General features: G+C 71.6%; 19 protein-coding genes and 2 pseudogenes. 13 read left to right on the top strand and 8 right to left on the bottom strand.

All coding sequences use genetic code 11. The features are described from left to right. Nucleotides 1-14: 14 nt before the first annotated feature. On the bottom strand, nucleotides 15-398 hold the full coding sequence (locus V5O40_RS21790; RefSeq protein WP_332907183.1) for a WhiB family transcriptional regulator: 384 nt from the start codon (nucleotides 396-398) through the stop codon (nucleotides 15-17). Between the two features lie 253 nt (nucleotides 399-651). On the opposite strand from V5O40_RS21790, the gene V5O40_RS21785 reads away from it, so the two are divergent. Then, a complete protein-coding gene (locus tag V5O40_RS21785) occupies nucleotides 652-1,452 on the top strand; it encodes a helix-turn-helix transcriptional regulator (RefSeq protein WP_332907182.1) in 801 nt (266 codons plus the stop codon). 82 nt (nucleotides 1,453-1,534) lie between these two features. On the opposite strand, the gene V5O40_RS21780 is transcribed toward V5O40_RS21785, so the two are convergent. Then, on the bottom strand, nucleotides 1,535-1,945 hold the full coding sequence (locus V5O40_RS21780) for a DUF5319 domain-containing protein (RefSeq protein WP_332907181.1): 411 nt from the start codon (nucleotides 1,943-1,945) through the stop codon (nucleotides 1,535-1,537). 196 nt (nucleotides 1,946-2,141) lie between these two features. On the opposite strand from V5O40_RS21780, the gene guaB reads away from it, so the two are divergent. The 3 genes from guaB (at nucleotide 2,142) to V5O40_RS21765 (ending at nucleotide 6,402) form a co-directional block, all read left to right on the top strand. Beyond that, nucleotides 2,142-3,704 carry an IMP dehydrogenase gene (gene guaB, locus V5O40_RS21775; RefSeq protein ID WP_332907180.1) on the top strand — a complete coding sequence of 521 codons (1,563 nt, stop codon included), beginning with the start codon at nucleotides 2,142-2,144 and terminating at the stop codon, nucleotides 3,702-3,704. A gap of 37 nt (nucleotides 3,705-3,741) precedes the next feature. Then, nucleotides 3,742-4,860: a GuaB3 family IMP dehydrogenase-related protein gene (locus V5O40_RS21770; RefSeq protein WP_269738248.1), complete on the top strand. Its 1,119-nt coding sequence runs from the start codon at nucleotides 3,742-3,744 to the stop codon at nucleotides 4,858-4,860. Between the two features lie 117 nt (nucleotides 4,861-4,977). After that, a complete protein-coding gene (locus tag V5O40_RS21765; RefSeq protein ID WP_408631923.1) occupies nucleotides 4,978-6,402 on the top strand; it encodes a M1 family metallopeptidase in 1,425 nt (474 codons plus the stop codon). 18 nt (nucleotides 6,403-6,420) lie between these two features. Here V5O40_RS21765 and V5O40_RS21760 read toward each other — a convergent pair whose 3' ends face one another. Together V5O40_RS21760 and V5O40_RS21755 are read right to left on the bottom strand one after the other, a co-directional pair. Further along, nucleotides 6,421-7,533, bottom strand: a complete 1,113-nt coding sequence (locus tag V5O40_RS21760) for an LCP family protein (RefSeq protein WP_332907179.1) — start codon at nucleotides 7,531-7,533, stop codon at nucleotides 6,421-6,423. 217 nt (nucleotides 7,534-7,750) lie between these two features. Further along, nucleotides 7,751-9,082, bottom strand: a complete 1,332-nt coding sequence (locus V5O40_RS21755; protein WP_332907178.1) for a hypothetical protein — start codon at nucleotides 9,080-9,082, stop codon at nucleotides 7,751-7,753. A 194-nt stretch (nucleotides 9,083-9,276) separates the two neighbouring features. Here V5O40_RS21755 and V5O40_RS21750 point away from each other — a divergent pair, with 194 nt between their 5' ends. Together V5O40_RS21750 and guaA are read left to right on the top strand one after the other, a co-directional pair. Further along, entirely contained in the window at nucleotides 9,277-10,974 is a 1,698-nt protein-coding gene (locus tag V5O40_RS21750) for a GMC family oxidoreductase (protein WP_332907177.1), read from the top strand. A gap of 143 nt (nucleotides 10,975-11,117) precedes the next feature. Further along, the gene (gene guaA, locus V5O40_RS21745) at nucleotides 11,118-12,674 is read left to right on the top strand and encodes a glutamine-hydrolyzing GMP synthase (protein ID WP_269738245.1); all 1,557 of its coding nucleotides are present in this window, start codon (nucleotides 11,118-11,120) and stop codon (nucleotides 12,672-12,674) included. A gap of 225 nt (nucleotides 12,675-12,899) precedes the next feature. Here the strand turns inward: guaA and V5O40_RS21740 are convergent. Continuing rightward, a pseudogene (locus V5O40_RS21740) lies at nucleotides 12,900-13,241 on the bottom strand (PspC domain-containing protein); the annotation flags it as partial. A gap of 144 nt (nucleotides 13,242-13,385) precedes the next feature. Between V5O40_RS21740 and V5O40_RS21735 the strand changes: the two are divergent. From V5O40_RS21735 to V5O40_RS21725, 3 genes are all read left to right on the top strand, one after another. Next, nucleotides 13,386-14,333: an NUDIX hydrolase gene (locus V5O40_RS21735; protein ID WP_269738244.1), complete on the top strand. Its 948-nt coding sequence runs from the start codon at nucleotides 13,386-13,388 to the stop codon at nucleotides 14,331-14,333. 146 nt (nucleotides 14,334-14,479) lie between these two features. Next, nucleotides 14,480-15,385: an NUDIX hydrolase gene (locus tag V5O40_RS21730; RefSeq protein ID WP_332907176.1), complete on the top strand. Its 906-nt coding sequence runs from the start codon at nucleotides 14,480-14,482 to the stop codon at nucleotides 15,383-15,385. A gap of 363 nt (nucleotides 15,386-15,748) precedes the next feature. After that, nucleotides 15,749-16,696, top strand: a complete 948-nt coding sequence (locus V5O40_RS21725; RefSeq protein ID WP_332907192.1) for a CDP-alcohol phosphatidyltransferase family protein — start codon at nucleotides 15,749-15,751, stop codon at nucleotides 16,694-16,696. 64 nt (nucleotides 16,697-16,760) lie between these two features. On the opposite strand, the gene V5O40_RS21720 is transcribed toward V5O40_RS21725, so the two are convergent. The 3 genes and pseudogenes from V5O40_RS21720 to V5O40_RS21710 form a co-directional block, all read right to left on the bottom strand. Further along, nucleotides 16,761-18,008, bottom strand: coding sequence for a phosphatidylserine decarboxylase (locus V5O40_RS21720; RefSeq protein WP_332907175.1), 1,248 nt, complete (start codon nucleotides 18,006-18,008; stop codon nucleotides 16,761-16,763). Nucleotides 18,009-18,406: 398 nt separating this feature from the next. After that, nucleotides 18,407-18,646: pseudogene (locus tag V5O40_RS21715) on the bottom strand (hypothetical protein); the annotation flags it as partial. Beyond that, nucleotides 18,643-20,376, bottom strand: a complete 1,734-nt coding sequence (locus V5O40_RS21710) for a PspC domain-containing protein (protein WP_332907174.1) — start codon at nucleotides 20,374-20,376, stop codon at nucleotides 18,643-18,645. The gene V5O40_RS21710 and the pseudogene V5O40_RS21715, both read right to left, overlap by 4 nt. Before the next feature lie 171 nt (nucleotides 20,377-20,547). Between V5O40_RS21710 and V5O40_RS21705 the strand changes: the two genes are divergently transcribed. From V5O40_RS21705 to V5O40_RS21690, 4 genes are all read left to right on the top strand, one after another. Then, on the top strand, nucleotides 20,548-21,813 hold the full coding sequence (locus tag V5O40_RS21705; RefSeq protein WP_332907191.1) for a PspC domain-containing protein: 1,266 nt from the start codon (nucleotides 20,548-20,550) through the stop codon (nucleotides 21,811-21,813). After that, nucleotides 21,813-22,499 carry a response regulator transcription factor gene (locus tag V5O40_RS21700; RefSeq protein ID WP_332907173.1) on the top strand — a complete coding sequence of 229 codons (687 nt, stop codon included), beginning with the start codon at nucleotides 21,813-21,815 and terminating at the stop codon, nucleotides 22,497-22,499. Before V5O40_RS21705 ends, V5O40_RS21700 begins: the two co-directional genes overlap by 1 nt. A gap of 177 nt (nucleotides 22,500-22,676) precedes the next feature. Further along, nucleotides 22,677-23,861 (top strand): thioester domain-containing protein, encoded by a 1,185-nt coding sequence (locus V5O40_RS21695; RefSeq protein WP_332907172.1) that lies wholly within the window; start codon nucleotides 22,677-22,679, stop codon nucleotides 23,859-23,861. A 418-nt stretch (nucleotides 23,862-24,279) separates the two neighbouring features. Next, nucleotides 24,280-25,917: a peptide ABC transporter substrate-binding protein gene (locus tag V5O40_RS21690; RefSeq protein WP_332907171.1), complete on the top strand. Its 1,638-nt coding sequence runs from the start codon at nucleotides 24,280-24,282 to the stop codon at nucleotides 25,915-25,917. Nucleotides 25,918-26,053 lie beyond the last annotated feature (136 nt).

Genomic DNA, 26,053 nt, shown 5'->3' with positions numbered 1-26,053 from the left:
GTGGTGCGGTCTGGTCAGGCGACGTTGCGCTGGACGGGCACCGTCGACCGGTGCGAGCTGCCCAGCCGGGCCTCCAGTCGGTTGATGTCGACGCGGGTCTGGCGTCGGTCGGCGAGGTCCTCCCAGCCGACCGCGAGCAGTCGCAGCCGCTCGGACTCACTGAAGCCACCCCACACGCCGTACGGCTCGCGTACCGCGAGGGCGTGCGCGGCGCACTCGGCGCGGACCGGGCAGGCGCGGCACACGGCCTTGGCGGAGGACTCCCGGCGCAGCCGGGACGAGCCCCGCTCACCGTCCGGGTGGAAGAACTGGGCGCTGTCGCGGCCTCGGCAGGCACCGAGCCGCTGCCAGTCCCAAAGGTCGATGATGGGTCCGGGCAGTCTACGTACGTTCGACATCAGCACCCCTCCTCTCGCGCGGCACCGCGAGACGCTTGTGGCCGGTTGTCCGGGCGGCGGGCCGCGCAGGCGCACCGTTCCCGGCCTGGCCCCTCCCTACCCTGGTGCCCCACGACTCACACGTCTTTGATCCAAAGCATCCCGGCGGATTGCGGCATATGCCCTATCTGTCGGAAAAGTTGGGAGGATTGCCCGGAACCTCCTCCCGACCGGGGCTGCTCATGGTCTGCTCGTCAGCGGAGAGGAGATGCCTGTGCGTACCGTTCTCGTGTGCGTTCGAACGCCGCTCGCGGCGCAGCACCTGACCTCCGCGGCAGCGCGGTTGGGATTGTCGGGTGCCGTCCGGACGGCGGTCTCCGACCCCGAGGTGATGTTGCGGCTGGCCGAACGTCCGGCCGATGTGGTGCTCGCCGACACCGCGCTCACCCGCCCGGACAGCGTCGGCTTCGTCCGGCGGGTGCTGGCCCGTGCCCCGCAGGCCGCCGTCCTGCTGCTCGGTGCGGAGGAGTCCGAGGCGGCGGCGGCGACCATCGGCGCCGGAGCGCGCGGGCTGATCCAGGGGGTCGACCAGGATCTGACCAGCGCCGTCGCCAAGGCGCTGCTGCTGCTGGCCGCGCCCGGCCGGGCCAACCGGCACCGGATCGCTGATCCCGCCCGCGACGCAGCGGCGGTCGGCAGCCCGGCCCGCCCGGCACCCGGTGGTCGCACCACCGGCGAGGCACCGACGGCCTGGCCGGGTACCGACGCGGCGGGCGGCCCGGCGGTGGTGCCGGTGCAGCGGGGCGACGATCCCGCCGAGTCCGGTGCCGAGTCCGAGCCGGACAAGCCCGCGTCGCCGGCGCGGACCGACCGGTCCGCGATCGGCCTCACCGAACGGGAACTGCAGGTGCTGCTCGGCATGGCCGAGGGCAAGAGCAACGCCGAGATCGGCCGGGAACTGTTCGTCTCCGAGGACACCGTGAAGACCCACGCCCGGCGGCTGTTCCGCAAGCTCGGTGCCCGCGACCGGGCGCACGCCGTGGCCGCCGGCTTCCGGGCCGGGCTGGTCGCGTAGCTGGGCGGCCGGATCGGGCCGTGCCGGCGGGTCGAGGCCGCCGGGCGGGTTGGCCCGGCCGGCTGAGCTGACGGTGGCCGGGTCAGCGATCCGCGCCGGGCTCGTCCTCGGTGCCTTCGCTGAGGGTGTCGTGCACGCCGTCGGCGTAGCCACGGGCGTAGTCCCAGGTGACGTAGTGGTCCGGGTCGGGATCGTAGGCCGGCTCGTGCACCCGTGGACGCCCGGAACTGAGCAGGTGCCGCAGGTTGCCCCGGAGCAGGTCCCAGTCGAAGTAGTGCGGTTCCCGGCAGTCCTCACACTCGATGACCAGCCCGCGTACGCCGATCGGGGCGAGCAGCGCCTGGTAGATCTCCAGGTCGGCGAGGTCCTCAAGCACGTCCTGGCGCTCGACGTCGGTCAGTGGGTCCAGCGGCGCGTCGTCGCCGGGGGCGTCCAGGTCGGCCGCCGGATCGGTCGGGTCGCCGGTGAACGGGTCGATGGGATCGTCGTGCACCCCCTCACCGTAGTCCCCTGCCACGGTCGACGCCTGTCCCCCGGTCGCGCGAGCCGTCACCGGTGCCGGCCCCGCGCGGTTCAAGGGACAAAGCTTCAGTGGGTACGATGAGGCCGACGCACCCTCGCCCGGCGTTCGCCGGTGCCCACCGTGCCACCTCGCTGAAGCCCGGTTCAAGCAGCTCAGGAGAGCAATCGTGGAGAATTCGCCCCGTACCGACCGTTCCGCCGGCGTCGAGGGCGGCGAGCTGGGCGGCCATCTGCCCGAAATGCCCGCCGGTTCGGCCAGGGTGGTGCCCCTGGGGTTGACCTTCGACGACGTGCTGCTCCAGCCGGGCGAGTCCGACGTGGTGCCGAGCCGGGTGAACACGATCACCCGGTTGACGCGTAACGTCTCGCTCTCCATCCCGCTGCTGTCCAGCGCGATGGACACGGTCACCGAGGCCCGGATGGCGATCGCGATGGCCCGCCAGGGTGGCATCGGGGTGCTGCACCGCAATCTCTCGGTGGAGGACCAGGCGCTCCAGGTCGACCTGGTGAAGCGGTCCGAGTCCGGCATGATCACCAACCCGGTGACCGCGAGTCCGGACGACACCCTGCGCGAGGTCGACCAGCTCTGCGGGCGCTACCGCATCTCAGGGGTGCCGGTGGTGGACGCCCAGGGGCAGCTGGTGGGCATCGTCACCAACCGGGACATGCGCTTCGTCTCCGACCCGGCCATGCCGGTCCGCGAGATCATGACCAGGGCGCCGCTGGTCACCGCCCCGGTCGGGGTGAGCAAGGACGAGGCGCTCGGCCTGCTGCGCCAGCACAAGGTCGAGAAGCTGCCGATCGTCGACGACTCCGGCAAGCTGCGCGGGCTGATCACCGTCAAGGACTTCACCAAGAGCGAGCAGTACCCGAGCGCCACCAAGGACGAGGCGGGCCGGCTGCGGGTGGCGGCGGCCATCGGCGTCGGCGAGGACGCGTACAAGCGCGCCCGGGCGCTCGTGGACGCCGGTGTCGACGTCATCATCGTGGACACCGCACACGGCCACCAGCGCGCGGTGCTGGAGATGGTCAGCCGGCTCAAGAAGGACGTCACGGTCGACGTCGTCGGCGGCAACGTGGCGACCTACGCCGGCACCAGGGCGCTGGTCGAGGCCGGAGCCGACGGCGTGAAGGTGGGTGTCGGCCCGGGTGCCATCTGCACCACCCGGATCGTGGCGGGCGTCGGCGTTCCGCAGATCACGGCGATCATGGAAGCCGCCCGGGCCGCCCGCCCGGCCGGCGTACCGGTCATCGGTGACGGCGGCATCCAGTACTCCGGCGACATCGCCAAGGCACTTGTCGCCGGTGCGGACACGGTGATGCTCGGCAGCCTGCTGGCCGGCTGCGAGGAGAGCCCCGGCGAGCTGATCTTCGTCAACGGCAAGCAGTTCAAGGCGTACCGCGGCATGGGCTCGCTCGGCGCCATGCAGTCCCGTGGGCAGGCCAAGTCGTACTCCAAGGACCGCTACTTCCAGCAGGACGTGACGAGCGACGAGAAGTTGGTCCCGGAGGGCGTCGAGGGTCAGGTGCCGTACCGTGGGCCGCTGGCCCGGGTGGCCCATCAGCTGGTCGGTGGCCTGCGGCTGGCGATGGGTTACGCGGGCGCGGAGAGCATCCCCGAGCTGCACCAGCGGGGACAGCTCATCCGGATCACCGCGGCCGGGCTCAAGGAGAGCCACCCGCACGACATCCAGATGACCGTCGAAGCGCCCAACTACCACACCCGCTGACCCCTCCCACCACCCCCGAAGACATCTGGAGTGCCCCATGCGTGACGTGGTCGAGATCGGGCTGGGCAAGACCGCGCAGCGCGGCTACCACCTGGACGACATCGCCATCGTGCCGTCCCGCCGGACCCGCGACGTCGACGACGTCTCCACCGGGTGGCAGCTCGACGCGTACCAGTTCGGCATTCCGTGCGTCGGGCACCCCTCGGACGCGACGATGAGCCCGGCCTCCGCCGTGCGGCTCGGTCAGCTCGGCGGACTCGGCGTACTCAACGTCGAAGGGCTGTGGACCCGCTACGAGAACCCGAGCAAGGTGCTGGAGGAACTCGGCGGCCTCGACGAGGACGCCCGCGCCACCAAGCGGCTCCAGGAGGTGTACGCCGAGCCGATCCGCCCGGATCTGATCACCGAGCGGGTCCGTGAGCTGCGTGACGGTGGCGGCACCGTGGCGGTGCGGGTGTCACCGCAGCACACCCTGGCGCTGGCGCCGGTCATCCTCGACGCGGGCGTCGACATCTTGGTCATCCAGGGCACCATCGTCTCGGCCGAGCACGTGTCGACCACCGACGAGCCGCTCAACCTCAAGGAGTTCATCGCCGACCTCGACCTCCCGGTCGTCGTCGGCGGATGCACCGACTACAAGACGGCCCTGCACCTGATGCGTACCGGCGCGGCCGGCGTGATCATCGGTATCGGTGGGGACGAGTGGTCCACCACCGAGTCGGTGCTCGGCATCCGGGTGCCGATGGCCACCGCGATCGCCGACGCCGCCGCGGCCCGCCGCGACTACCTCGACGAGACCGGCGGACGGTACGTGCACCTCATCGCCGACGGCGACATCCGGACCTCCGGCGACATCGCCAAGGCACTCGGCTGCGGCGCCGACGCGGTGATGCTCGGCGAGCCGCTCTCGCTGTGCGAGGAGGCGCCGGCCGGCGGGTCCTGGTGGCACTCGGCGGCCAGCCACCCGTCGCTGCCCCGGGGCGCCTTCGAGACCGCCGGTGAGCCCATCGGTTCCATGGAGCGCCTCCTCTTCGGCCCCGCCGACGAGCCGGACGGCCAGCTCAACCTCTTCGGCGGCCTCCGCCGGGCCATGGCCAAGTGCGGCTACCGCGACCTCAAGGAGTTCCAGAAGGTCGGCCTGGTCCTCGACCGCTGACCCCCACCCCTCCGCGCCGATCATGCAGTTGTGGCACCCGGTTGAGCGGGCGATGCCCGATTCGCCACGTGCCACAACTGCATGATCGACGGAGGTGGCGGGCGTACGCTCGGGCTGGTGAACAGCAGGGTTGGCAGGTGGTGGGGGGCCGGTGCGGCGGCGGTGGCCGCTGCCGTGGTGGCGGCGGTGGTGCTGGTCAGCGGCATCGGGGACCGGGACGCGGCGGGCGGATTCCGGGCGGGCAGCGTCGATCTCGGCGACCCGTACGTGCCGGGCAGCGGCAACGGCGGGTACGACGTCGCCCACTACCGGCTCGTGGTGCGCTACGACCCGGCTGACGACCGGCTCACCGGCAGCGCCGAGATCACCGCGACCGCCACCCGTGGGTTGTCCCGATTCAACCTGGACCTGTCCGGGCTGGAGGTCAGCTCGGTGACCGTGGACGGTGCCTCGGCCGAGCACCGGCGGGACGACGGCGAACTGGTGGTCACGCCGGCCCGAGGGCTCGACGCCGGTAGCCGGTTCACAGTGGACGTCGACTACGGCGGCGTACCCGAGGCGGATGCCGACGGCGTGCTCGGCAGTGGCGGCTTCCAGCACACCGACGACGGCGCGATCGCCCTCGGCCAACCGCACTCGGCGGCCACCTGGTTCCCGGTCAACGACCACCCGTCGGACAAGGCCACCTACGACCTCGAGGCGACCGTCCCGGACGGGCTCGCCGCGCTCAGCAACGGAGTGCCGGGGGAGCGGACCAGCGCCGACGGCTGGACCACCTGGCGCTGGGCCGAGCGCTCACCGATGGCGAGCTACCTGACCACCCTCGTGATCGGTGACTACCGGGTGCGCAGCGGGGAACACGCCGGCAAGCCCATGGTCACCGCCGTGCCGGACGGGCTCCCGGTGACCGGGCCGGCGGCCACCTCGCTGGCCCGCACCGGCGAGATCGCCGACTTCCTGGCCACCCGTTTCGGCCCGTACCCCTTCGAGTCGTACGGCGGCGTGGTGGTCTCCGACGGCCGGATCGGGTACGCGCTGGAGACCCAGTCCCGGCCGGTCTACGGACCGGGATTCTTCCGGGGCGGCGAACCGAACTACAGCGTGGTCGCCCACGAACTGGCTCACCAGTGGTTCGGCAACAGCGTGGCGCTGGCCCGCTGGGGCGACATCTGGCTCAACGAGGGCTTCGCCAGTTACGCCGAGTGGCTGTGGGAGGAGCACGACGGCGGGCGCAGCGCCCAACGCAACTTCGAGATCCAGTACGCGGCCACCGACTGGTCCCGGCGCACCCTCGATCCCGGCCCCGGGCAGATGTTCAGCACCGCCGTCTACAAGCGCGGGGCGCTCACCGTGCACGCGCTGCGGCGTACCGTCGGCGACGACGCCTTCTTCGAGATCCTGCGGACGTGGACCAGCGAGCGCCGGGACGGCACCGCCACCACCGCCGACTTCGTCGCCCTGGCCGAACGGGTCTCCGGCCGGGAGCTGGGACCCTTCTTCGACACCTGGCTGACCGGCACCGCCGCACCCGGCCAGCCCTGAGCTGGAAGGAGCGACGGATCAGCTCTTCACCTTGAGTTTCGGATTGTCGGCCAGGAAGGCGTCGGCCTTGCCGGCGCGCAGTTGGGTGAGGAAGCGGCGGCCGACGGAGGTCAGTTCCTCACCCCGGTAGGCGTTGCCCCGGCCCACCGACGCTCCGGGCAACCCGACCAGCGTGACCGCCTGCGGCGACAACGAGCCGAGGGCGTACGCGAAGTCCACGATCCGCCGGCCGCCGACATAGAGCAGCGCGTCGCCGAGCGCCGCGACCACCTGTTCGACCCGCTCGGGCTGCCGGGCCAGATCCTGGTCGAGGATCTTCCCGAGCAGCGCCCGGATCAGCTGCTGGTGGTGGCGCTGCCGGGCGTAGTCGCCACCGGGCAGGTAGCGCTGGCGTGCGTAGTCGAGCGCCTGCCAGCCGTTGAGGTGCCGTTCGCCGGGTTCGTAGACCATCTGCGGTCCGACGTAGCCGCCCACTCCCGGCCCCGGCTCCCGGTGCTTGCCGTCGGGCTGCCGGTGCCGGGACACGACCCGCTGGTCCACGCGGATGTCCACGCCACCCAGGCTGTCGACCAATTCGTCGAAGCCGCCGAAGGTGAGCACCGCGCCCGCGTCGATGCGCAGCCCCGTGTACTCGCTCACCGTGCGGCGCAGCAGCTCGTACCCCTGGGCGGGGTCGGGTCGCTTGGGACGGTCCGGCACCCGGCTGCCGTAGCTCATCGCGTGCGTGAGCTTGGTCCGCCCGCCCGGGTAGCCGGCGGGCTTGTAGGCGGGGATCTCCACCACCAGGTCGCGGGGGAGAGAGAAGAGGTACGCCTTGGACAGCCCAGCCGGCACATGCAGCACGAGTACCGCGTCGGCGTGCGGTTCCCAGCCGGGCACGCTCACCCGGGTGTCGACCCCGACCAGCAGCAGGTTGAGCGGGCCGGTGATGTCGGCGCCCGGTGGCGGGCTCGGGCTCGGGCTGGCGCTGGGACTGGGCGAGGCGCTCGGGCCGCCGGTGGCGGCGGTCGGCGTCCGGGGGTCGTCGCTGACGGTATGGGCCACCACCACGCCGATCACCGCGACCACCGCGAGCGTGACCAGACCGGCCAGCGCCAACGTCAACCGTCTCCGGTTTCCTCCCGGCAACATCCACCAGCGCGTTGAACTGCCAGCAGGTCCACTGCGCGGATCCAAGGTCGTGCACCTTTCTCCATGTGGTGCTCAAGCACATCGGGTGACCTGGTGAGGACCCCGGTTGAGTGGTTCGGTCGAAGTCGCCGCTGGCGGATGCTGAAGGCCACACCGCCCACTCTCAAGATCATGGTGCCGCGAAGTGGGCCCACGGGTCACCCCGGGGGCCCGGCAATCACTGTACGAAGATCTTTTTGCTGACCGCGGCCTGGAAGTTGGCCGGGTCGCCCGGGTACCGCGCCCGCCACCAGCCGGAACGGCCCTCGGTCAGCCGGCCCTCGAACTCGTAGCCGGTGCCGTCCCAGTACGACTGGTCGTCGTCGCCGATGGTGAGCCAATCACCGGTGCCGGTCTCGGAGAACTGGAACTCGACCGGAATGTCTGCCGGCGTCATGTTTCCCGGGAACTGGACGTGCCCATAGAGGTACACCGCACCGTTCGCCTCACGCGAGGCGGTGAAGTCCGAGATCGACGACGGCTGGAGCACGGCGATCGCCACGTCCCGCTGGCTTCGGGCCACGTACGGGTCCGGGAAGCCGTCCGGCCGGTTCGGCGCGACGTAGAGGGCGCGCAGCGTCGTGCTCGCATACGGCGTAGCGGTCAGCGAGTAGGTGCCGTCAGCGGCGACCGGCACGCCGTCGAGGTACGTGCAGGAGTCCTGTGCGTCGCACGAGAGCAGGTTGACCCGACCGATGGCGACCGGCGCCCAGCCGTCCGGGGTGTTCCATGTGGCTGTCCCGGAGACGGTGACCGACTCGCCAGCCTTCAGTTTCTTGGCTGAGACCGTCGCGGTCACCCTGGTCGCGCGCGGCTTGATCGTGATGATCGGAGTGTCGTAGGACGACGAAAGGTGGTAGGGCTGGGCCGGGTCGTACGGGTAGTTGATGAAGATCCTGCGGTCGCTGTCGACGATCGGCACCGTGGCGGTGAACGTGCCGTCCGCGCCGGTGGTCACCTCCTGCCAGTCGTCGCGCAGTAGCGAGATCGGCGCGTTGGCCACCCGTCGGATCTCCATAGAGCCGGGTTGGCGACCCTTGAGCACGCCGGTCACGGTCACCGAACGCCTGTCGTAGGTCGCCGTGGCCGGTTTCACCGTGACCGAGTCGATGTACGTCACGACGACGTAAGCCAGGCTGCCGGCGTTCGTCACCCGGGTGGTGACGCCGTTGGTGTCGGTGACCTCGACGTCGACCGGGTAGTAGCCCATCTGGGGCAAGATGAACGGTTCCTGCGTGGCCCAGACCTGGGTCTCGTCCTCGGACTCGCCGCGATAGCGCCAGAACGAGTTGGTGGAGGCGATGATCTCGCCAGTGTTGTCCTTGACGTCGGCGTGCACTGCGGACACGCCGTCAGCGGACCGGATGCCGACGAGCAGGACGCCGGTGTTTCCCTCGAACTCGCTTGTCGCGTACTGAATCTGCGGGCCAGCCGCGGCCTGTGCCGCTGCCGGGACCGCGAAGACCGTAAGCGCCGCCAGCGCGGCCATGATGAGCCGAACTGATCTCATGTGGAGTCTCCCCGTCCGAAAATTGCTCACATCGAGCAGCCGCGATTGTACGGACCGGCCGTGACAATCGGGTCCACCGCGCCGTGTGGCAACGGCGTCGACTTCCGGCCCAGGTCGAGGTGCGGTGCACGCAGCGCGTGATCGTCTGGAGTTCGCCCCTGGCGCGATAGCTACTCGCGAGTAATGATGCGTCCATGCGGTACGACGTGGTGGTCATCGGGTCCGGTTTCGGCGGCAGCGTCGCCGCGTTGCGGCTGGCCGAGAAGGGCTATTCGGTCGGCGTCCTGGAGGCGGGCCGACGGTTCGCCGACGACGAGTTCCCGCGGACGTCGTGGCGGCTGCGGCGCTTCCTGTGGGCGCCGAGGCTGGGTTGTTTCGGCCTCCAGCGGATCACCCTGCTCCGGGCGGCCGACCGGCGAGCCGGCGGCGGCGTGCTGGTGCTCTCCGGAGCGGGCGTCGGTGGTGGCTCACTCGTCTACGCCAACACGCTCTACGAACCGCTTGACGCCTTCTACGACGACCCGCAGTGGCGGCACCTCGCCGACTGGCGGGCCGAACTCGCCCCCCACTACGACCAGGCCAAGCGGATGCTCGGAGTGACCACGTACCCGATCACCACCGGGGCGGACCGGGCGATGCGGCGGGTCGCCGAACGGATGGGCGTGGGGCACACGTTCCACGCCACCCCGGTCGGCGTGCACCTCGGACGGCCGGGGGAGCGGGTCGCCGACCCGTACTTCGGCGGGGCCGGCCCGGAGCGTACCGGCTGCACCCACTGCGGTGCCTGCATGACCGGCTGTCGCGTCGGCGCGAAGAACACACTGGTCAAGAACTATCTCTGGTTTGCCGAACGGCTCGGCGTGCGGGTACATCCGCTGACCACGGTGACTGCGGTCCGGCCGGTCGACGGCGGGTACCAGGTGCATACCGAGCGCACCGGCGCCTGGCTGCGCCGCAGGTCGCAGGTGATCCACGCCGACCAGGTGATCTTCGCGGCCGGCGCGCTGGGCACCCAGCGGCTGCTGCACGAGATGCGGGAACAGGGTCACCTGACCGGCCTCTCGCCCCGCCTCGGCGAGCTGACCCGAACCAACTCGGAGGCGATCCTGGGCGCCTCCGTGCCGAACCGGCGGGCCCGCGAGCGTGGCGTGGACTTCACCCAGGGGGTCGCCATCACCAGCTCGTTCCACCCGGATCCGCAGACCCACGTCGAGCCGGTCCGCTACGGCCGGGGTTCGAACGCGATGGGGCTGCTCCAGTCGCTGCTGGTCGACGGCGGGCCGCACCGGCTGCGTCGCTGGCTCGGGCAACTGCTCCGGCAGCCCCGGGTGGCCGCCCGGATGCTCTCCGTCCGCCGCTGGTCGGAGCGTACGGTGATCGCCCTGGTCATGCAGTCGACCGACAACTCGCTTGCCCTCCGGCTGCGGCGCGGGCCGCTCGGCCGCCGGCTCGTCTCCGGTCCGGGTCACGGCCCGCCCAACCCGACCTGGATCCCGGCGGGCAACCAGGCGGTCCGGCTGCTCGCCGAGGAGATCGACGGTACGCCGGGCGGCGCGCTGACCGAGCCGTTCGACATCCCGGTGACCGCGCACATCCTGGGCGGTGCGGTGATCGGCGCCACCGCCGCCGACGGCGTGATCGACCCCTACCACCGGGTGCACGGCCACCCCGGCCTGCACGTCGTCGACGGCGCCGCGATCTCCGCCAACCTGGGCGTCAACCCGTCGCTCACCATCACCGCCCAGGCCGAGCGCGCCCTGTCCCTCTGGCCCAACAAGGGCGACCCGGACCCCCGCCCCACCCCCGGCACCCCGTACCGCCCCGTCCCTCCGGTCCCCCCACACCACCCCGCCGTCCCCCCACACGCCCCCGCCGCCCTCCGCCACCCCTGACCTCCGCGATCTTGCACTTTGTGTCGCCGCATTACGCCATACAACCGTCATAACGGCGACCAGAAGTGCAAGATCGACGAGGGTGTGGCGACCGGGGCGGGGGGAGGGGGGAGGGGGCGTCACGCTGGGTAGGATTGCCGGCTATGAGCCTGCCGCGTCCTGTCCTCGTGGTCGACTTCGGAGCCCAGTACGCCCAGCTGATCGCGCGTCGGGTGCGTGAGGCGAAGGTCTACTCCGAGATCGTTCCGCACACCATGCCCGTGGCCGAGATGCTGGCCCGCGATCCCGCCGCGATCATCCTCTCCGGCGGTCCGGCCAGCGTCTACGAGCCGGGTGCTCCGCAGGTCGACGACGGGCTGTTCACCGCGGGCGTGCCGGTCTTCGGCATCTGCTACGGCTTCCAGGCGATGGCCCGCTCCCTCGGCGGCACGGTGGCGCGCACCGGCAGCCGCGAGTACGGCGGCACCCCGCTGCGTCCCCGGCTGCTCGACCCCGGCGTACTCCTGCGGGACCTGCCGGCCGACCTGCCGGTGTGGATGAGTCACGGCGACTGCGTGACCGAGGCGCCGGCGGGCTTCACGGTGACCGCCGAGTCGGCCGGCGCGCCGGTGGCCGCGTTCGAGGACGTGGCCGGGCGGCGGGCCGGCGTGCAGTTCCACCCGGAGGTGGGGCACACCGCGCACGGGCAGGAAATGCTCACCCGCTTCCTCTACGAGATCGCCGGGATCGAGCCGACCTGGACGGCCGAGAACATCATCGACGAGCAGGTGGCCCGGATCCGCGAGCAGGTCGGCGAGAAGGAGGTCATCTGCGGCCTGAGTGGCGGAGTGGACTCGGCGGTCGCCGCCGCGCTGGTGCACAAGGCCGTCGGCGACCAGCTCACCTGCGTCTTCGTCGATCACGGGCTGCTGCGGGCGGGCGAGGCCGAGCAGGTGGAGAAGGACTACGTCGCGGCGACCGGCATCAAGCTCAAGGTGGTCGACGCGGCCGACCGGTTCCTCGGCGCGCTGGCCGGGGTGACCGACCCGGAGCAGAAGCGCAAGATCATTGGCCGCGAGTTCATCCGGGTCTTCGAGGCCGCCGCCCGGGAGATCGCCTCACACGGCGACGTCGAGTTCCTGGTGCAGGGCACCCTCTACCCGGACGTGGTCGAGTCCGGCGGCGGCACCGGCACCGCGAACATCAAGAGCCACCACAACGTCGGCGGGCTGCCCGAGGATCTGAAGTTCGCCCTGGTGGAGCCGCTGCGCACGCTGTTCAAGGACGAGGTCCGTACGCTCGGCCTCCAGCTCGGGCTGCCGGAGGCGATGGTATGGCGGCACCCGTTCCCCGGCCCCGGTCTGGCCATCCGGATCATCGGGGCGGTCGACCGGGAGCGGCTCGACGTGCTCCGCCGGGCCGACTTCATCGCCCGCCAGGAACTCAGCGCCGCCGGCCTCGACCGGGGTGTCTGGCAGTTCCCGGTGGTGCTCCTGGCCGACGTGCGCAGCGTCGGCGTGCAGGGTGACGGGCGCAGCTACGGGCATCCCGTGGTGCTGCGCCCGGTCTCCAGTGAGGACGCGATGACCGCCGACTGGTCGCGGTTGCCCTACGACGTCATCGCCCGGATCTCCACCCGGATCACGAACGAGGTGGCCGAGGTGAACCGGGTGGTGCTGGACGTCACCAGCAAGCCCCCGGGCACCATCGAATGGGAGTGACGCCGTACCCCGTCGGGGTGCGGTGACGGCATCTCACGCCGGTGGGTGAGGTGCCGGCCGTGGCGCGGGCTCCGGCGTCGCGCCGGATTCGGGCGTGGCGTCGTCCGGCCGTGCCGCTCCGGCGTCGGGCTGCCCCGATGAGCCGGGTCGGGCGGACGAGGCGTCGGGGTGCTGGACCGGTGCGGGCGGGCTGGCCGCCGGGGGCCAGGCGGTCGGTGTCGGCGGGCCGGCGTGCGGAACCGGGTTGGTCGCCCCCGGGAACGGCCAGGCGGGGTGCGGGCTGCTGGTCGGCTGCGGCGGCGGGCCGGCGGGTCCGTACGGTGCGCCGGGCGCCGGGTGCGGCCAGGCGGGTGCGCCGGCCGGCTCCTCGGGCATCAGGAACCACATGATCGGGTACGCCAGAGCGGCGATCCCGCCGGTCACCAGCGTGACGACGGCGAAGGCCACCCGGACCAGGGTGGGGTCGACGGCGAAGTAGCGGCCGAGTCCGCTGGCCACACCGGCGATCATCCGGTCGGTGGTGGGGCGGCGCAGTTGCCGGTACGGAGCGTGAGGTGTGGAAGTCATGTCTCCACGGTCCTCGTCGCGCAGCGTATCGACCTCGGTGACCGCCCGGATCCCTACCCTGAACCGGCTCTCAGGGGCGAGCCATCAGTCAGGAATCCGACTCTTTTCCGCGTCGGTAACCGGTGGCGGGGAGAATTTGGCTCCGTGACCACCATGCTGGAGCCGCTGCGCAGGATCGCGGCATACGCAGTCTGTGTTGATTCCGTAGACCGAGTGTTGCTGGTCCGCGCATCGGAGCGCTCCGGCACCCCCGGCACGTGGTCCCTGCCCGGCGGGGCGGTCGACCACGGCGAGGACCCGCACCACACCGTCGTCCGCGAGACCGCCGCCGAGACCGGCCTGTCGGTGGCCGTCGCCGGCCTGCACGACGTGCTGGCCGACATGCGGGCACTGCCGGAGCGAGGCATCACCATCCACACCGACCGGTTGGTCTACCGGGTGTCGGTGCGGGGCGGTTCGCTCTCCGACCGGGTCGACCGGCCCACCGACCTGGCCCGCTGGTTCACCCGGGACGAGGCGGCACGGTTGCCGCTGCGCTCGTTCACCGCCCGCGCTCTCGGGCTGCCGGCCTCCTCGGCGGACATCGTGCCGGACGAGCCGCCGGAGTTCCCCTCCTTCTACGCGGTACCCGGCCCGGACGGGCTGCACCGGGCGCAGCGCTTCGCCGCGTACGCCGTGGTGACCGACCCGGAGGGGCGGGTGCTGCTGACCCGGGTCTCCGACGGCTACCCGGGCGCCGGCTGCTGGCACCTGCCCGGCGGCGGCACCGACTACGGCGAGCAGCCGAGCGCGGCGCTGATCCGGGAACTGGTCGAGGAGACCGGGCAGACCGGGCGGCTCGTCGGTTTGCTCGGGGTGGCCAGTCATCGGGATGCCGCCTCGCTCGGTCCCGAGGGCTACCCGATCGACTGGCACGGGGTGCGGGCCTTCTACCGGGTGGTGGTGGACCAGCCGGCTCCGCCCACCGTCGGCGACGTCGGCGGTTCCACCTGCGAGGCCCGCTGGTTCGCCCGGGAGGAACTCGGCGCCCTGCCCACCGACCGCCTCACCGAGGTCACCGCCGAAGCCGTCCAAGCCGCCCACCTAACCTGACCCACCCCACCCCCACCCGCGCATGCATGCACGCATGCGTCGATCATGAAGTTATTGTTCCGACACGCCGCTGGCGAGGGCGATAACTTCATGATCGGCGTAGTAGTGCGGGGCGCGGGCGTGGGGTGGGATGGGGGCTTGGAGTTGTGGAGCGGGTGCGGCGGGCGGGGGCTTACGGGGTCCTGCGGGACACCGAGCGGCGGGTGTTGCTGGTGCGTGGCTCCGCGTCGGCGGACTTTCCCGGGGTCTGGTCACTGCCCGGCGGCGGGCTGGAGCATGCCGAACATCCCGCGCACGCGGTGGTCCGCGAGGTCGCCGAGGAGACCGGGCTGACCGTGGAGGCGACCGGGCTGCGGGCGGTCGTCGCGGACGTGGTGCCGTACCCGGATCTCGGGGTCGCCCTGCACACCGATCGGATGCTGTTCGACGTGACCGTGCTGGGTGGGCGGCTGCGTGCCGAGCGTGACGGCAGCACCGACCTGGCTCGTTGGCTGACCCTGGACGAGGCGGCCGAGCTGCCGCTGCTGCCGTTCACCGCCGAGGCCGTCGGTCTGCCGGTCGTTCCGCTGCCGGCCGGTGCCCTGCGTCGCCGGGAGCCGTTCCCCGGCCCCGCGGGCGACCGCCGGCAGCGCTTCGGGGCGTACGGGGTGGTCACCGATCCGGACGGACGGGTGTTGCTGACCATGATCGCCGAGGGCTATCCCGGTGCCGGGCGATGGCACCTGCCCGGCGGAGGTACCGATCACGGCGAACAACCCGTCACCGCGTTGTTACGGGAGCTGGTCGAGGAGTCCGGTCAACTGGGCCGGGTGACCGAGCTGATCGGGGTGGACAACCTGCACAACCCGGCGGCCCTGGGGCCGGAGGGGTACCCCCTCGACTGGCACGGCATCCGGGTCGTCTACCGGGTGCAGGTCGACGTGCCGACCGAACCGGCGGTGACCGAGACGGCCGGCGGCTCCACCGCCCGTGCCGCCTGGTTCACCCCCGCTGAGCTGCGTGATCTCCCCCTGACTGAGATCGCCGTCAGTGCCCTGGACTCGTCGAGGTGACCCGTCGTGGCCCGGCCGCATCGATCTCACCACCGAGCCGGGGCGGACGACCTCCGGTACAGTCGAGGCAGGGCAGGCGTAGAAAACGGGCGATCGTGTCCCGGATGGGAATAAGACGGCGGTTCGCGCGGTTAAAGGAGATATAAGTACCGCCGGCAGCTATCGCCATTCCCCCACCCCCTGTGCGATGGTGTACTCCGCAAAACGGCTGCCGGGCCAGGAAGGTCCGGCACGAGACAGCCGGACGCCCGCCACATGGCGGTAAGCCGATCCGGTGATGGAGGAAACGTGCCGAGAGCCCCATGGCGCCGGCGTCGTACGACTGACAGCCCGCGTCCCGCAGGGCGAAGCTGGACGGGCCCGCTGCGCCGCAGCGGCACCCTCGCCCGCCAGGTCCTGCTGGTTCGCGTCGGCCGCCGAGATGCAGAACTGCACGGCGCGACCGACGTGTTGCCCGAGCCCCGGTACCAGGACCGCCCGCGCCGCCGGTACGGCCTGAGGCGGTTCCACCGCACCGGGATGGAGACCATCGCCCCGGTCGCCCCGCTGGTCGGCCCGGTCACGGTCAACCCACCCGTCGCGCCGACTCCGGTGCCGGCCGCGTCGACAGCGACGCCGGCACCGCTGCTGCCGGGCGAGCGGACACCGGCCCGGCGGATGAAGTTCGCTCTGGTCAACGCGTGCACCCTGGCCAGCCTGCTGCTCGGCATCAACGCGATCTTCGTCGCCATGCAGGGCGAGGTGCGACTGGCCGCGTTGCTCCTGATCGCCTGCGTCGCGTTCGACGGCCTGGACGGCGCGCTGGCCCGCAAGCTCGGGGTGTCCAGCCCGTTCGGTGCCCAGATGGACTCGCTGGCCGACATGTGCTCCTTCGGCCTCGCCGCCCCCGTGGTGGTCTACGCCTCGTTGGCCGGTTCCGCGCCGACGGCCGCCGCCGCGGTGGCCGCCGCGCTCGTCGCCGCCTGCGCCGCCATCCGGCTGGCGCGGTTCAACGTCTCGCCAAATGACGGACGGTTCTTCTCCGGCGTACCCACCACGATGGCCGCCGCCGTGCTCGCCCTGATGGTGGTGATCGGCATGCCCGTGCCGGGGGCGGTGCAGATCGCCGGGGTGGCTCTGCTCGCCTTCACCATGGTCAGCAGCTTCCCGTACGCCAAGCTCGCCCGGCTGGTCAAGCTGCCGCCGTGGGTCTGGCTCGCGCCGGTGGTCGGCGCCCTGATCGACGTCCGGCTCACCTTCGGGCTGATCGTGGTCGGGTACCTGATCAGCGGTCCGGTGCTCTGGTTGCGCCAGCGCCGCACCGTCATCTGACCCGTACTTGCGAAAGGGCGCCGCGGCCTGGCCGCGGCGCCCTTGACGTCTCCGGTGTCGAAATTCAGCGCCAGCGGGCGATCACGGTCGATCCACCGATCACCTTGTCACCCGGCCCGACCAGCGGTTCCGCGGCCTCCGCCGGCAGGTAGACGTCGGTACGCGAGCCGAAGCGGATCAGCCCGAACCGCTCGCCACGGGCCAGCAGCGCGCCGATCGGAGCGCGTTGCACGATCCGGCGGGCGATCAGGCCGGTCCGCTGCGCCACCACCACGGTGCCGTGGGTGGTGTCCAGCACCGTGTACGCCGCCACGTTGTGCTCCGCGTCCGGCTTCATCGCGTTGACGAACCCACCGTCCGCCACGAAGTAGTCGACCACCTTGCCAGCCACCGGAGACCGGTTGACGTGCACGTCGAGCACCGACAGGAACACCGCGACGCGCAGGAACTCGCCGTCGCCGAAGCGCTCGTCGGTCAGCCGCTGCACCGACAGGACCTGCCCGTCGGCGGCGGCCACCACGGCCGACGGATCCTCCGGCACGTCCCGTTCCGGATCCCGGAAGAAGGCGGCCACCGGCGCGGCGGCCAGCGCGGGCAGCAGCCAGAGCTTCGACTTCGGTCGGGCCAGCCGGGTGAGCGCGGCCAGCCCGAGGGCGATGCCGGCGGCGGCCACCCCGTTTGAGTCGATGTGCATGTCACGGCTGAGCGGCACGCTCGACGGCCGGTAGGCGGGCGCGAGCTGCTCCGCCGTGGCGGCCTCGGCCGGAGTGAAGCGGAGCCGGTACACGCGTACCGGTGGGTTGTTGCGCAGCACCAGGTCGTTGCCGACGCCGTACAGCACGCCCTGCCGGTCCAGCTCGGCGGCGGCGCCGGCGGTCCGCCCGACGGCGGTGGCGACGCTGAGCACCGCGCCGTCGGCCAGATACTTGGTGAGTGCCCCGATGGTGGTGCGGGCCTCCTCGGCGGTGCCGGTGAACGCCTCGGCGGCGATGACCACCGCGGCGGCCTCCGCCTCGGCGAGGCCGTCCACGACCCGGACCCGATCGGCGACCCAGCGGCCCTGGGCGGCGACGTGCTCCCGCAGCGTGGTGGCGCTGACCCGTTCGGCGGGTACCACGATGAGCGTGTCGCCGGGCAGCAGCGCTTCGATCGCCGCGGCCAGCACCGCGGACTCCGGAGCCGCGCCGACCAGCAGGGCGGTCTTCGGGTCGTTGATCCGGGCAAGCTCGGAGACGAGGGTACGGGCGGCGCGCTCGCCGAGGCGGACCGAACCGGAACGGTCGGGCGTACGCACGGCGGGGGACTGGGTCATCTCGAACGGGCTCCTGACGGGTAGAGGCGACTGACGCAAGGGTCACCGCCGGCGGCGAGGTCGGCCCGGCCGCGGGCGGTCCGCGCACGCCGACGACCCGCGGGGGTCACCCTGCGGCGCGGGCCGGCCAGCGCTGGCGGGAGCACACCGGCCAGCATAGGCGGCGCGCGACCGCTGACGCACGGTCAGCCGTCGCGCCCCTGCCGTCCGGACGGTGGCGTTTCCTCCGCCGCGCCGAACAGATCGAGCGTGCGGTCCTCCGGCGGCTCCGGCTCGGCTGTCCGGGCGGCCGAGCTGACCGGGGTCGGCTCACCCGTCGAGGTGTCGACGTCCGTCCGGTCCGGGAGCGGATCGGCCGCTTCCTCGCCGGTGTCGCGCACCGAGTCGTCCAGGCCGGCGTCGGCAGGGGGACCGGTGCCGGCAGGGGGATCGGTCGGTGCCGGCCGGCTGTTGTACCGGCTGGAGCGCAGGGCACCGACCAGGCCGAGCCCGCCGACCAGGATCAGTCCACCGGCCAGGAACCAGCCGACCGGTGGCAGCACGAGACCGAGCACCTGGGCGAGCAACCACCAGGCGGCCAGGGCGACGAAGAGCAACCCGAAGGCGAACGAGACCAGGTCCGTGCGGTGGCTCCTCACCTGCTCACCTCCATGTGTCCGGCGTTGACGTGCAGGTTGAGGCGCAGCTTGCCGCCCCCGGCGCCGTCCGGGCCGAGATCGACGGTGTCTACCGGGCGGTTGTCCATGCCCTGCGTCCGCTGGCCGAGGATGTTCGCGTCACCGGCGGTCACCCTGGTCACCGCGGTGACGTCCACGTTGGGTGGCAGCACCACGGTGGCCTCGCCGAAGTTGACGGCGACGGTGATCTCCGTCTCCTGCTGGGTGAAGTCGATCGCCCGCAGGTCGAGCACCGCGTCGCCGAAGCTCTGTTCGTACCGGTTGGCGAGGTCACGGTGACTCGTCGGTGCCCAGGTGACCGCGCCGTCCACGCCGCGGACCCGGTCGTAGGACTCGACGACCGTGACCACCGCCAGGGCGGCGGCGGTCACCAGGCCGAGCGCGATGAGCCAGCGGGCCCGCCCGAACCAGGTTCCCACGAGCAGGCCGAGCCCGATCACCGCGAGTGCGGCGGCGAAGTAGGCCGACGCGCCGATCCCGAAGACGTCCAACAGGTCGAGAACGCCGACCAGCCCCAACGCGACAAAGATCAACGAGAAGGTCACCGCGCCCAGGGCCGACCGCTCCCGGGGCTTGCGGGGCGGCTTCGACTTGGGCGGTGGTGGCACAGCGACCTTCGGTGGCCCGGCGTAGGGGCCGTGCGGCGCGAACGGGGGACGGTAGGTCGGGGGGGTGACCGGCGGGCCCGACGCGGCAGCGCTCGTCGGCCATGCCGGAGCCGACGGCAACTGCGTGGTCGGCTCGTCAGGTCCGCCGGGCCCCGCCGGTGGCGAGGGAACGCCGGACGTTGAGCCGGGGGGGTGGAAGGCGGGCGCCGTGACGGTGGCCGTCCGGCCGAATTCCGGGTACGCCGGATAGCCGGTCGGAGCTGGATAGCCGACCGGAGGCACCGGACCAGGGGGCGGTGGCGGACCGGCGGGCACGCCGGCACCGGGTGTGGCCGACTCGGGTCGGACTTCGCGCTGCTGACGGTTCAACAGCAGCGCGCCACCGACCAGGATGGCCGCGCCGAGCAGTACCGCGCGGAAGGCGTCGGTGACGACGAAGCCGAAACCCACCGCGACCACCACGCCGAGGATGATCACCGTGACCGGGGACATGCTGGAACGCCCGCGGCCCAGCATGGATTCGATGGGCGAGGCGGTGTCGCCCTCGCCCGGAATGATCAACCAGGCGGCGACGTAGACCAGGATGCCGACGCCGCCGAAGAAGCCCAGGACCGCCAGCAGCACCCGCCAGAGCACGGGGTCGGTGTTGGTGGCCCGGCCGACGGCAGCACAGACGCCGGCCAGGTAACGGCCTTCCCGAGGCCGGACCAGACCGTACCGGGAGGTGAAGCCGGCGCCCCCGAAGAATCCACCGGGTCCACCCCCCGACGGCCCGCCCGGCCAACCAGGGCCGCCGTGCCCGCCGGGCGGCCAACCAGGTCCACCAGGCCCACCCGGCCCCCCCGGCCCGGCGGACGATGGTGCGGCGGTGCTCTCCCACGCCGTCGCACCACCGGATGGCGGAGGGGCGGCGACAGGTGGGGGCGGGTCGTCCCACGCCGTTCCGCCGCCGGCGGGCGGTACGGCCGGGCCGTCCGCCCCGGCACCGGGCGATTCGGGTACGGCCGACCGGGTGGCCGCCGGAGGCGTCGGCTCCGGTTCGGTCGGCCCCGGCCGGTACGGCTGGGCAGCGTCGTCGGTCATACCTCGATCCTGCTGCGCCCGACGCCCGAGCGTCCTCCGGCGGCGACCCTGACCCCACCCTGAGATCCGGCCCGCCCGAATGTCGGGGGCGTCCCCGTGGTCGGGCGGCCACGCCGCGTGTGACGATCGGATCGGCGCCGGGAACCTCGCCTCTCGTCCGGCCCGACCGTCCTGACCAGGGAGCTCGCGATCAGCAGCAGCAGTCAACCACCCCGCCTCTACCGCGCTCCGGAGCACCGGATGGGCGCCGGGGTGGCCGCCGGCATCGCCGAGCATCTCGGCGTCCCGGTGGTCCGGGTCCGGATCGCCTTCATGGTGCTGCTCGGGCTGAGCGGACTGGGTCTGCTTCTCTACGCGGCCTTCTGGGCGGTCGTGCCGCTGCGACCCGGTGACACCGCCGTACCGCCGCGCCGCGACGTCGGTCAGTTGCTGCCCTTCGTGGCCATCGGGCTCGGCGTGCTGCTGATCCAGGTGATGGTCTTCGACTCGGTGGGCGCGACCGGCACCGCCGGCTGGTTGGTCGCCATCATCGCGGTCGGTGCCGGCGTGATCTGGCACCAGTCGGCACCCGAGCGGCGACGGCAGTGGGGTGAGTCGATGCCCGTGCCCTGGCTCGGCGCGGTGATAGAGGAGAGCGACCGGCGGGCGTTCGTGCTTCGCTTCGTCGGGGGCGGGGTGCTGGTGGCGGTCGGCATCATCGGCGTGGCCGCGGTCTACTCCCCGGCACAGAACCTCGACGCCGTGATCAACGGTGTGATCTTCGCACTGGTGGGGCTGGCCGGGGTCGGGGTGGTGGCCGCGCCGGTGCTCTGGCGCACCTGGAACCAGCTTCGCTCGGAGCGCGAGGGCCGCATCCGTGAGCAGGAACGGGCCGAACTGGCAGCCATGGTGCACGACCAGGTGCTGCACACCCTCGCGTTGATCCAGCGCAACGCCAGCGACGTCAAGACCGTGCAGCGGCTCGCCCGGGGCCAGGAGCGCTCGCTGCGCAACTGGCTCTACAAGCCCACCGCCTCACCCACCGAACGCCTCGCCGCCGCGCTGGAACAGGCTGCGGCCGAGGTGGAGGACACCTTCGCGATGACGGTGGAGGCGGTCGTGGTGGGCGACCGGGAGACCGACGAGCGGATCGGCGCCCTGGTGGCGGCGGCGCGCGAGGCGCTGGTGAACGCCGCCCGGCACGCCGGGGTGCAGACCGTGTCGCTCTACGCCGAGGTGGAGCCCGAGCAGGTAAGCGTTTTCGTGCGGGACCGGGGTGTCGGGTTCGACCCGGATACGGTGGAGGACCATCGGCACGGTGTCCGAGGCTCGATCGTCGGGCGGATGAAGCGGCACGGTGGCCGGGCGGAGATCCGCTCCCGGCCTGGAGAGGGGACCGAGGTCCGGTTGATCCTGCCGATCTCCCGGGACCCGGCCACGGCGGAGAGGGACAGATGATGGCCGAGCAGTCGACACCACCGGTCGAACCGGAGGGCACCGGGCCCGGACGGCTGCGGGTCTTCCTGGTCGACGACCACGCCATGTTCCGCGCGGGGGTACGCGCCGAACTCGGCGCGCACGTCGAGGTGGTGGGGGAGGCGAGCACGGTGGCCGACGCGGTCAGCCGGATCGCGGCCACCGAGCCGGACGTGGTTCTGCTCGACGTGCACATGCCCGACGGGGGTGGTCGGGCCGTGCTGGAGGCGATGCGCCGCAGCCACCCCGAGGTCCGCTTCCTGGCGCTGAGCGTCTCCGACGCGGCCGAGGACGTGATCGGGCTGATCCGGGCCGGTGCCCGCGGGTACGTCACCAAGACCATCTCGCCCGACGAGCTGGCCGCGGCGATCCGGCGGGTGGCCGACGGCGACGCGGTGTTCAGCCCCCGTCTGGCCGGATTCGTGCTGGACGCCTTCGCGGCCCGGCCGGACGCCCCGGTCGCCGATCCGGAGCTGGACCAGCTGACCAACCGGGAGCGCGAGGTGCTCCGGCTGCTCGCTCGGGGGTACGCGTACAAGGAGATCGCCCGGGAGCTGTACATCTCGATCAAGACCGTCGAGACGCACGTCTCCAACGTGCTGCGCAAACTCCAGATGTCGAATCGGTACGAACTGTCCCGCTGGGCGGCCGATCGGCGCCTGGTGTAACCGACCTTTCCGGCATAAGCGGCTATTCAGGCTGCAGGGCGTGACATGTGATCAAGTCGCGGTCGATAATGCCCCTCGCCTTTCCCGTGTGCGGATGCCGCTCATCCCGCGGGAACGGCGACTCCGGCCGCCCGCGCGTACGCGGGTCACTCCCTGCCCGAGAGGTGCACGAAACTCATGATCGGACAACGAGGACGGCGCTGGGCGCGGATCGCGCTCGCCGCCGTCACCGGCGGCGCGCTGGCGCTCGGTGCCGCCGCCCCTGCCGCCGCCGAGGACCCGGCCACCGGTGTGGCGAAGACGGTGCCGAACAGCACCGTCAAGCTCCTGCTCGACGGCAAGGTCAAGCGGACCTCGGCGCTGGCTATCAAGATCGACGGCAAGCGGCTCCCGGCCTTCTGCATCGACTACCACACGAACGTCGCGATCGATGGCAGGTACCAGGAGGGCACCTGGGACGAGTCCCAGGTGAAGAACCTGGCGAAGGTGCAGTGGGTGCTGACCCACGGCTACCCGAACGCCGACTCCGCCGCGTTGCTGGCCGCCGCCGGTGCCACCCTGCCCGCCGGGACGAACGAGAATGTCCGCCGCAACCTGCTCTACTTCGGCACCCAGACCGCCGTCTGGCACTTCAGCGACGGCATCGAGCTCGGCGACTGGGTCGCCGGCCGTGGCCTGGTCGGCAAGCAGCGGTACGACGTGATCAAGAAGGTTCACGACTACCTGATCGCGAACGCCACCGATCAGCCCGAGCCGAAGGCCGAGCTGAGCATCGATCCGACCAGCGCCACCGCGCAGGTCGGTGAGAAGGCCGGCCCGTTCACCGTGAAGGGGCCGGCGGGTGAGATCACGCTGGCGGTGACCGGTGGGTCGGCGGTCGATGCCGAGGGCGCGCCGGTGACCACGACCGTCAACGGCGGCCAGTTCTGGCTCACGACCGAGCAGGCCGGCGAGGTCGGCGTGACCGCGTCCGCCGCCGACTCGGTCTCCTTCGGCCGGGTGTTCCTGTACACCGGGCGCAAGGCGGCGCAGAAGCTGATCCTGGGCGGCAGCACCGGCGCCACGGTGACCGCCGAGGCGAAGGCCACCTTCACGGCGCCGCAGCCCAGCCCCGAGCCGACGACGCCGGAGCCGACGCCGTCCACCCCGACGGAGTCCCCGTCGCCGGAGCCGACGCCGAGCACTCCCGAGGAGTCACCGGCGAGTCCCGCCCCGTCCACCTCGCCGGCCTCCAACGACGGTGGCCTGCCGCTGACCGGTGCGCCGATCGTCACCGCGATCGCCGCCGGGCTGGTGCTCCTGGTCGCCGGTGCGGTCACCGTGCTGGTGCTGCGTCGTCGCCGGATTCACTTCACGGCCTGATCGCCGACACCGCGACATCTCGTCCGACCCCGGATCCCACAGCGGATCCGGGGTCGGACCGCGTTCGGGGCACGAGTCCTTCGCCCGACCATGTTGATCGGCTGTCGGTCTGGAATCCGACTCATACTTTCGGGTAGCATTCGGCGAATAGTGGCGGGGTTCACGTCGATGGTCCGGCGGGTTCGCGGAGGCGTCGACCCCACGTCATCCGACGGCCGGCCGAGCGTGGAAATGTGGTTGACGAGCAGCTCATACCATGCGTCGGGGGTGCCGGAGAGGCGCCCGCGGGTCGATGTCGGCCCCGTCCCGGGCGGGTATCGGGTTGATAACACGCCTTCCCGCCTGGGCGCATCGGGTGTCACAGTTGCAGGCACCTCACAACCCCCTCGTGAGCCGAGCGCCCTGAGGAGGCACTCCCATGCGCGGGAAATTCCTGAAGGTGGCGGTCGCGGCGACCGCCACCGCCATGTTGGCCACCGCCTGTAGCGGCGGTGGCGACGACAACAACGAGCCGGCCGGCGAGTCCGGCGGCACGCTGCGGGTGTACAACGCCGAGCCGGCGTTCCTGACCCCGTCCGGCGGCGACGACGAGCCGTCGTTGTATGTGATCCGCCAGCTGTACCGCGGTCTCGTCAAGTACAACGCCGAGACCTCCGCGGTCGAGATGGACATCGCCGAGTCGGTCGAGTCGACCGACCAGAAGCTCTGGACGATCAAGCTCAAGAGCGGCTACACCTTCGACAACGGTGAGCCGGTCAACGCCGACGCGTTCCTCCGCTCGTGGAACTACGCCGCTTACGGGCCGAACGCCCAGAACAACGGCTACTTCATGAAGCGGATCGCCGGTAAGGCGGACGTGGCGCCGGCCGACCCGGACGGCGAGGGCCCGAAGGAGGCTCCGAAGCCGAGCGCCGAGACCATGTCGGGTCTCAAGAAGGTCGACGACCTGACCTTCACCGTCGAGCTGGACGCGCCGTTCTCCGGTTTCCCGACCACGATCGGCTACCCGGGCTTCTTCCCGATGGCCCAGGCCTGCGTCGACGACATCGCCGCGTGCAACGAGAAGCCGATCGGTAACGGCCCCTACAAGATCGATGGCAGCTGGCAGCACAACGTCGCCATCAACCTGGTCCGGAGCGACACCTGGAAGGGTGAGCCCGGCAAGCCGGACCGCATCGAGTACCGGATCTTCGCCGACATCGACGCCGGCTACGCCGCCTTCCAGGCCGGCGAGCTGGACGTGCTCTACACCCTGCCCCCGGCCCGTTACAAGGAGGCCCAGGCGCAGTACGGCGACCGGATGTACGAGCAGCCGGGTGACAGCTTCACCTACGTCGGCATGCCGCTGTACCAGGACACCTTCAAGGACAAGCGGATCCGCCAGGCGCTGTCGCTGTCGATCGACCGTCAGTCGATCATCGACGCGGTCTTCGACGGCCGGTTCACCCCGGCGTCCGGCTACGTGGCCCCGACCTTCGAGGGTGCCCGTGAGGGCGTCTGCAAGTACTGCACCAAGGACGTCGAGAAGGCCAAGCAGCTGCTCGCCGAGGCCGGCGGCTGGCCGGCCGGTGAGAAGCTGATCCTGTGGGCCAACGCCGGTGCCGGCCACGACCTGTGGCTGCAGGCGGTCGGTGACCAGATCAAGGAGGCCCTGGGCATCGACTACGAGCTCAAGGTCAACCTGCAGTTCGCCGAGTACCTCGAGACCGCGGACCAGAAGAAGTTCACCGGTGGGTTCCGCCTCGGCTGGGGTCCGGACTACCCGTTCATGGAGACCTTCCTCTACCCGCTGTACGGCACCGGTGCCGGCAGCAACAACTCGGGCTACTCGAACGAGGCCTTCGACAACCTGATGAAGCAGGGTGACTCGGCCGAGTCGATCCAGGCCGCCATCCCGTCGTACCAGCAGGCGGAGGACATCCTCGGCGAGGACCTGCCGGTCATCCCGATGTGGTGGAACAAGGTTGGCGCGGTCTACAGCGAGAACGTCGACCAGTTCGTCTGGAACGCCGTCTCGGACGCCGACTACGGTGCGATTTCGCTGAAGCAGAACTGAGCTTCAGACTCCTGATCCTGCCGTAATACGACGTGGCGGCAACGGTTAACCCCCCAGGGTGGTAGGTGGCGCCACCTCAGCGCCGAGAGGAGACCCCGGCATGGGGGGCGACGGCAGTAGACGGGTGGTGCGGGTC

The sequence above is a fragment of the Micromonospora palythoicola genome (assembly GCF_036689795.1).
GTDB classification, from domain to species: domain Bacteria; phylum Actinomycetota; class Actinomycetes; order Mycobacteriales; family Micromonosporaceae; genus Micromonospora; species Micromonospora palythoicola.
The sequence above is the reverse complement of the archived record's forward strand: the minus strand, read 5'-3'. Positions and strand labels throughout refer to the sequence as shown.